The sequence below is a fragment of the Vicinamibacteria bacterium genome, from assembly GCA_035620555.1.
Taxonomy (GTDB): domain Bacteria; phylum Acidobacteriota; class Vicinamibacteria; order Marinacidobacterales; family SMYC01; genus DASPGQ01.
This window is the reverse complement of record DASPGQ010000374.1, coordinates 1-6,530: the sequence shown is the minus strand read 5'-3', so window position 1 is coordinate 6,530 and position 6,530 is coordinate 1. Positions and strand designations below refer to the sequence as shown.

The following is a 6,530-nucleotide window of genomic DNA, read 5'->3' as shown; positions in this document are numbered from 1 at the left end:
GCCGCTGAGCGGCCCTGTTATACGGATCTCTCGCTTATTGGCAACTCGCCCTCACAGCGGTCAGGGCCTTTCTTTTCGGCTAACCACTTCGTAGGTGGCACCACGCGCAGCCTTGGTTGGCTCAGTGCGGAGTCTAGGGACTGGCCCCCTGCCGCTGAAGCGCAACGCACGGGATCGGATCTCCGAGACTCCGAGATCCCGAGATCAATCACCATCTTTTCGACTCGTTCCAGACGGCCGCCGATCCACCCGTAGAAGGTGGACATGGCTCGACCGCCTCGTTTAAGCTCGGTCGGCCGGCCAGACGATGGAAAAGACGCCTTCGAGGATGGGAGTTTTCTCTCCGCTCAGTTTGATGCGGAACTCGGACCAGTCACATGGTTTGTGTCGGTAACCCATTGGTTTGGTAGCCTCGGGAGGAAAACATGCGTGCTTGGGTCGGTGTTGTTCTCGCGGTTCTCGTATCCGTTCTCGTGCCGCGGTTCGGGCGATCTGCCGAGGAGCGGGTTGTACTGAGCGAGGTCGACAAGAACGCGATCGAGCAACATGCGCGGGAGATCGTCCAGCATCGGCGGGACGGCGGAAGTCCCGGCGAGCATGCCGCCGTGGACTACATCGTGAGAACGTTGAGAAGCGAGGGAATCGCCGTCGAAGTCCACGAGTTTCCCGCCTACGTGAGCGACCCCGGCGATTGTCGCCTTCGCGTCGAAGGCGCCGAGCCGCGCGAGCCGACATGTCGGACCCAGGCGCTCGCGGCACCGACTCGACCTGGAGGCGTCCGGGGCGAGCTCGTCTACGTCGGCGAAGGAGCCGAAGACGATTATGCGAGTGTCGACGTCGAAGGCAAAGTCGTCCTCGTCAACGACCTCCCCCTGCCGTGGGGCGTCAAGCACGCGCAGGACGCGGGCGCGGTCGGCGCCATCTTCATGTCGTACTCGGAGCTCATCCAGGAGCTCACCGTGAGCCCGATTTGGGGAACGCCAACGCATCTCAACTACGAGGAGCTCCCGCGGATTCCGAGCGTCAACATCAACAAGCCAGACGGAGAGGCGCTTCGAGAAGCCTCGGCATCGGGGGCGGTCTCCGTGACCATCGACACCGAGGTCCACACCGGCTTCAAGACGTTGCGACTTCCCGTGGCCACCATCGAAAGCGAAAAGGACCCGGACGGGTTCGTTCTCGTGGGCGGACACATCGATGGATGGCACTACGCGGCGGTCGATGAAGGGGCCTCGAACGCCGCGATGGTCGAGATGGCGCGCATCTTCCATCGCCATCGCGATGAGCTCGAAAGAAGCCTCAAGATTGCCTGGTGGCCGGCCCATTCCAACGGTCGCTACGCAGGATCGGCTTGGTACGTCGACCACGCCTGGATGGATTTGCGCGAGAACGCCCTCGCGTACATGAACATCGACGGCGTCGGCCAGATCGGCGCGACGGTCTACCGTTCGAGCAACACCGCTTCGATGGACGAGCTCGCTCGCGCCGTCTTTAAGGATGTCGCGGGGATCGAGGCGGATCCGCGTCGCCCGGGCCGGGACTCGGATCAGGGATTCTACGGGATCGGGCTACCTCTTCTTCAATTCAACCACGGCCGCGTCGACCCCGGCGGGCGCTACTGGTTCTGGCACACGACGGAAGACACGTTCGACAAGATCGATTTCGACATCCTCGCCGGCGATACCAAACTGTACGTCTCGGCACTCCATCGACTCCTGACCCGGCCGATTCCCCCGATTCGGCTGGCGGCAGCGACCAGTGAGCTCAAACGGCGGCTCGAAGAACGGCAGGAAAAGACGGGTTCTCATCTCGATCTCTCTCGAGCGATCGAGCGGGCGGCGACGCTCGACGCGACCGCACACTCTCTCGACGAAAAGCTGAGGGGTATCTCGACGACGGGGTCGGCGAACGACGTCGTCCGCGCCATGGTCCGCATCCTTCGCCCCGTGCTGCGACTCACCTACGAGGAACGCGGCCCCTACCACCAAGACCCCGCTTTGGAGGTTCCGACACTGCCCGGGCTGCGCGCCCTCGAGACGATCGACAGGCTGGCTCGCGATAGCGATCGGTACCGGTTCACCCTCGTCCACCTCGTTCGCGAGCGCAACCGTATCGAGGACCACATCGCGCAGGCTCTCGCGGAAGCGAAAGCGCTGGAGACGTCTCTGGGTACTTCATCCGATTAGCGCACAAAGATGTCGGCGTCGCTCGGATGTCCTCTAGCGGATTCCATTCGGCTCCGGCAAGAGTGAGAATCTCGCGGTAAGTTCGTCTGATGTCCACTCGGGTCCTGCCCTTCGAGAGCCTGAAGACCGTCTTCCTCGACGTGGGGAACACCCTCGTCTCGATGGACTACGCGTGGATCTCGCACGAGCTCGAAGCCCGGGGCATCGAGGCCTCCACCGAGCGTGTTTGGCGCGCCGAGGCCGCGTCGCGCCCCGTCGTCTCTGCGGCGCTCTCCGGAAGCGCCTCGACCGAGGGGGTCCCGATCTTCGCCCTCTACCTGCGAACGATTCTCGAGAAGCTCCACGTCTCGAGCGGGCTCGCCGAGCTCGTGGACGAGCTCGTTCCCGTCTTCCGCGCTCCAGGCCGAGAGAAGCTCTGGAGCTACGTCCTTCCCGGGGTCCCCGAGGCGCTCGCGGACATGAGGGCGCTCGGCCTCCGGCTCGTCGTCGTGAGCAACTCCGACGGAACGGTCGAGAACGTCCTCGTTCAGCAAGGCCTCCGGGGCCACCTCGACGCGGTGTTCGACTCCCACCTCGTCGGCTTCGAGAAGCCCGACCCGCGCTTTTTCCAACACGCGCTCGAGACGACCGGCGCCCGGCCGGAGTCCACGCTGCACGTGGGCGATATCTACGCGGCGGACGTCGTCGGGGGCCGTTCCGCGGGACTTCACACCGCGCTCCTCGATCCCTTTGACGACTGGACGCTTGCCGATTGCCCCCGCTACCCCGACCTGAAGGCGCTCGCGGCCGCGTTCCACCGGATCCGCAAGCTCAGAGAGACCTGACGATGCATCCTACACGACCACGACCGGGCGGCAACAAAGCGCTGGAGCGATGCGAGCCCAGGAGAAAAAAAGCGCGCTTGTGGTCCGCGCCTTCGCTCCATAGATGCGTGAGCGGGAGATCTCAACGCCCGCTTGATAGCCTCGAGGCCGCTTATCTCGAGGCAACGGCCGTAGTCTATTTCACGGCAACGTCGAACCTCTGCGTTCCCACCAGAACTCTGGCCGTTTGCGGGGATGGTTTCCGATCTCGTCGAGCGTTGCCGCCTCGTAGAGCCTGCCGTTCACCATGACGTAGCGCACACTGGTGCTGTTCTTCAGGTTCTCCAGAGGATTGTTCTCCAGGACGACGAGGTCGGCGAGCTTGCCGGCTTTCAGGGAGCCGAGGTGCTGATCCATCCCGAGATATCGGGCGCCTTCCAACGTTGCGACGCGAAGCGCCTCGTGAGGCGTCATGCCGCCCTGCTCGAACATCCAGAGCTCCCAATGAGCTCCCAGGCCCTCGCGCTGGCCGTGGGCGCCGAGCTGAATTCCGACTCCGGCATCGTGCAGCTTCTTCACGATGCGGGCGGTGTTGATGTGGTTGTACTCCTCCTCGGGGGCCATGACGCGACGCCGCGACGCCGCGTCGATCATCTCGCGCGGGACGAACGTGAGAAGGTGCTCGTCTTCCCACACGTTCGTGTGCTGGTACCAGTAACGCTCCCCGGCGATGCCTCCATAGGCCACGACGAGCGTCGGCGTGTTCGCCACTTCCGTCTGCGACCAGAACTGGACGACGTCGTCGTAGATCGCCCCGAGGGAAAGCGAGTGCTCGATCCCCGTGTGGCCGTCGGCCACCATCGTCATGTTGTGCTCGAAGAGCGCCCCGCCTTCGTTCACGACGAGCATGCCGAGATCGCGCGCCGCCTTGACGATCATCTGGCGCTGGTCGCGACGTGGCTGGTTGTAGCTCTTCACGCTGAAAGCGCCCGCCGCCTTCAGTCGTTTCAAATGAGCGCGAGCGTCCTCTTCGCTCTCCACGATCGCGCGAAACGAACCCGCGGCACCGTAGAGGATCGTCCCGGTCGAAAAGAGCCGTGGGGCAAGGATGAGACCCGCTCGGGCCATCTCCGCCGCGGCGAAAAACGTGCTGGTGTCATTCGAGGGATCGTGGGCCGTGGTGACTCCGTAGGCCAGGGATGCGAAGTTTTGCCAGTTGGCTTCGGGCTGGATCTCGTCCGTTCCCTGCGAGCCGTGCCAATGGACGTCGATGAGGCCTGGCATGAGAGTCGCCCCGCGCACGTCGACCCGCACCGCTTCCTCCGGCACGCTCACCGAGCCGACCGGCCCGACCTCGACGATTCGGTTACCTTCGACGAGCACCGTTCCTTCCTCGATGACTTCGTCCCCATCCATGGTGATGAGACGGCCGCCGACGAAGGCCACACTTCCCGAAGGACGGTCGGACTCCACCCCGAATCCCAAAGGCGCTCCCTCGTCGGATTCCTCGGCGTCCACATCCCGATGAAACAAGGTCGGCCCGAGACTCCAGTACAGCCTCTGGCCGTCGCCCGACCAATGCAAATACTCCCCGGCATCGCTCGAGACCTGGGTCACGGGAATGGCGGTCTCTTTGGGTCCCACCTTGACCGGCTTCGAAGCGGAAACGAAGGGCGCGTAAAAAGCCTGGAAGCGCTCGGCAAAGGCGAGCCGCCGCCCGTCGGGAGATACGCGAAACTCGGTGGCGACCTCGCTCTCGACGTGGGTGCGCTCCTCGCTTCCGTCGAGGCGGATGCTCCGCAGAAAGCGCTTGTTCCAGTCTTCCTGCACCGTGAAATAGACACGTTGGTCTTCGGCTCCGAAATGCGGCGCGATCCCGGTCTTGTGGATTCGGCGCGGCTCACCGCCTGTGGCCGGGGTCACGTAGAGGCCCGGGTCTTTGGACCACAGGAGCGAGCGCAGATAATCTCCTTCGGCCTTCCGATAGACGACGAAGGCCCCGTCGGGAGACAGCGCTGGCTCCAGGTAATGACCCGGCGCGTCCGTCACCTTCCGCCCTTCACCTCCCTCGGCGGAGACGACGCGAACGGCACCGAGCTCCTCGTCATCCCAGCTGACGTACACCACAGAGGACCCGTCCCTCGAAAAGGAAGGGTAATACTCGAAGTGATCGCTCTGCCGGGTGAGGCGCTGGGGCGTTCCCTCGGGAAGTCGCTTGACGTAGAGGTGCCCGAGGGCCTGGAACACCACGCGATCGCCCTGGGGAGAGACCTGAGCCCAGCGAAGCATCCTGGTCTCGAAACGTTCGGGTGCCGGCTCGTTCTCGAATCGGAGGGCGCGCTTCATCTTGTGTCTCTGGCGCACGTGGAAAGGAATGTCGGCGACGCGGCCCGTGCCGATATCGACGCGGCGGATCTTCCCGCCCGCCCAGAAAACGATCGCTCCGCTGTCGGGCGTCCAGGCGAAGTTTGCGTAGACGCCGTGGATCGCCCAGATCTCCTGCATGTCGCGGTCGAGCGACGAATAGAGCAAATGGTTCTCGCCGCTCTGGAGATCATGAATGAAGAGCTTGGACTGGAAGCGCTCGCGCCGGACGAACGCGAGCCAGCGACCATCGGGCGACGGCGTCGGCCGGCAGGCACCTCCGAAGCCCTCCACCACCGGGTCGATGTCTCCGGTCTCCCGATCGATGCGACGGATGGCATAAATGCGATTATTGGAATCTTTGCTGTACTCGAAGACTCCGCCAGGTGTCACGTCCTGGCTGAAGTACACGAAGCGCCCGTCGGGCGAGAACGCCGGTTCGCCCAGGTCTTTCTGCTCGTTCGGTTTCTCGTTCAGCTGCAGGCCCGCTCCCCCGCCCTTCCGGTGATAAAGCCAGATCTCTCCGGCCCCGAGCGACCGGGTCGAGGTGAAGTGCTTGCGTGCGGCGATGAATTCTCCGTCCGGACTCCACACCGGGTTGTTCGGCAGACGAAAATCTTCCTTGGTGACGGCGCGGGGGGAGCTGCCGTCGCGATTCATGATCCAGATGTTGTCGCCGCCTCCCCGGTCGCTGGTGAAGACGATCTCCTGCCCGTCGGGACTGAACCGCGGTTGCATGTCCCACGCGAGACCCTCGGTCAGCGCTTTCGCCTCGCCGCCTTCGATCGGTAGCTCGTAGAGATCGCCCAGCAGGTCGAAGACAATTACCTGACCGTCGGGACTCACGTCGAGGTTCATCCAGGTGCCTTCGTCGGTATCGATCGAAATCTCGGAATCGACTCCTCCCGGCGGATTGGAGACGTCCCATTCGGCGGGTTTCTCCTCATCCTGGCTCGCCGGGACGGCGGCCGCCCAAAACGCCGGGAGCAGCAAAGCGAAGTGATTTAGGCATCGTCTCTTCAAAGATAAGCTCCAGTTCAATTGCTATCGGTTGTCGGCCGGTTGGCTTCCTGCTGTACGTACCAGAGCGCTTCGCGCAGCAACGCGGGGGCGTCGTACACGACGCCCTCTTTGATCGTCCAGCGCACGCCACCCTGCTTCCATTGCTCACTCGGAT

3 protein-coding genes are annotated in these 6,530 nt (G+C 63.7%); 2 read left to right on the top strand and 1 reads right to left on the bottom strand.

What is annotated here, in order from left to right; all coding sequences use genetic code 11:
* Window positions 1–425: 425 nt before the first annotated feature.
* Both VEK15_14975 and VEK15_14970 read left to right on the top strand, forming a co-directional pair.
* Window positions 426–2,186 carry a M28 family peptidase gene (locus VEK15_14975; GenBank protein ID HXV61999.1) on the top strand — a complete coding sequence of 587 codons (1,761 nt, stop codon included), beginning with the start codon at window positions 426–428 and terminating at the stop codon, window positions 2,184–2,186.
* 89 nt (window positions 2,187–2,275) lie between these two features.
* A complete protein-coding gene (locus tag VEK15_14970) occupies window positions 2,276–3,010 on the top strand; it encodes an HAD family hydrolase (GenBank protein HXV61998.1) in 735 nt (244 codons plus the stop codon).
* A 180-nt stretch (window positions 3,011–3,190) separates the two neighbouring features.
* On the opposite strand, the gene VEK15_14965 is transcribed toward VEK15_14970, so the two are convergent.
* A complete protein-coding gene (locus tag VEK15_14965; protein ID HXV61997.1) occupies window positions 3,191–6,376 on the bottom strand; it encodes an amidohydrolase family protein in 3,186 nt (1,061 codons plus the stop codon).
* Window positions 6,377–6,530 lie beyond the last annotated feature (154 nt).

Bases quoted from the DNA above. Each gene is read 5' to 3' on its own strand.
- VEK15_14975 (HXV61999.1), top strand. From the start codon at position 426: ATGCGTGCTTGGGTCGGTGTTGTTCTCGCGGTTCTCGTATCCGTTCTC.
- VEK15_14970 (HXV61998.1), top strand. From the start codon at position 2,276: ATGTCCACTCGGGTCCTGCCCTTCGAGAGCCTGAAGACCGTCTTCCTC.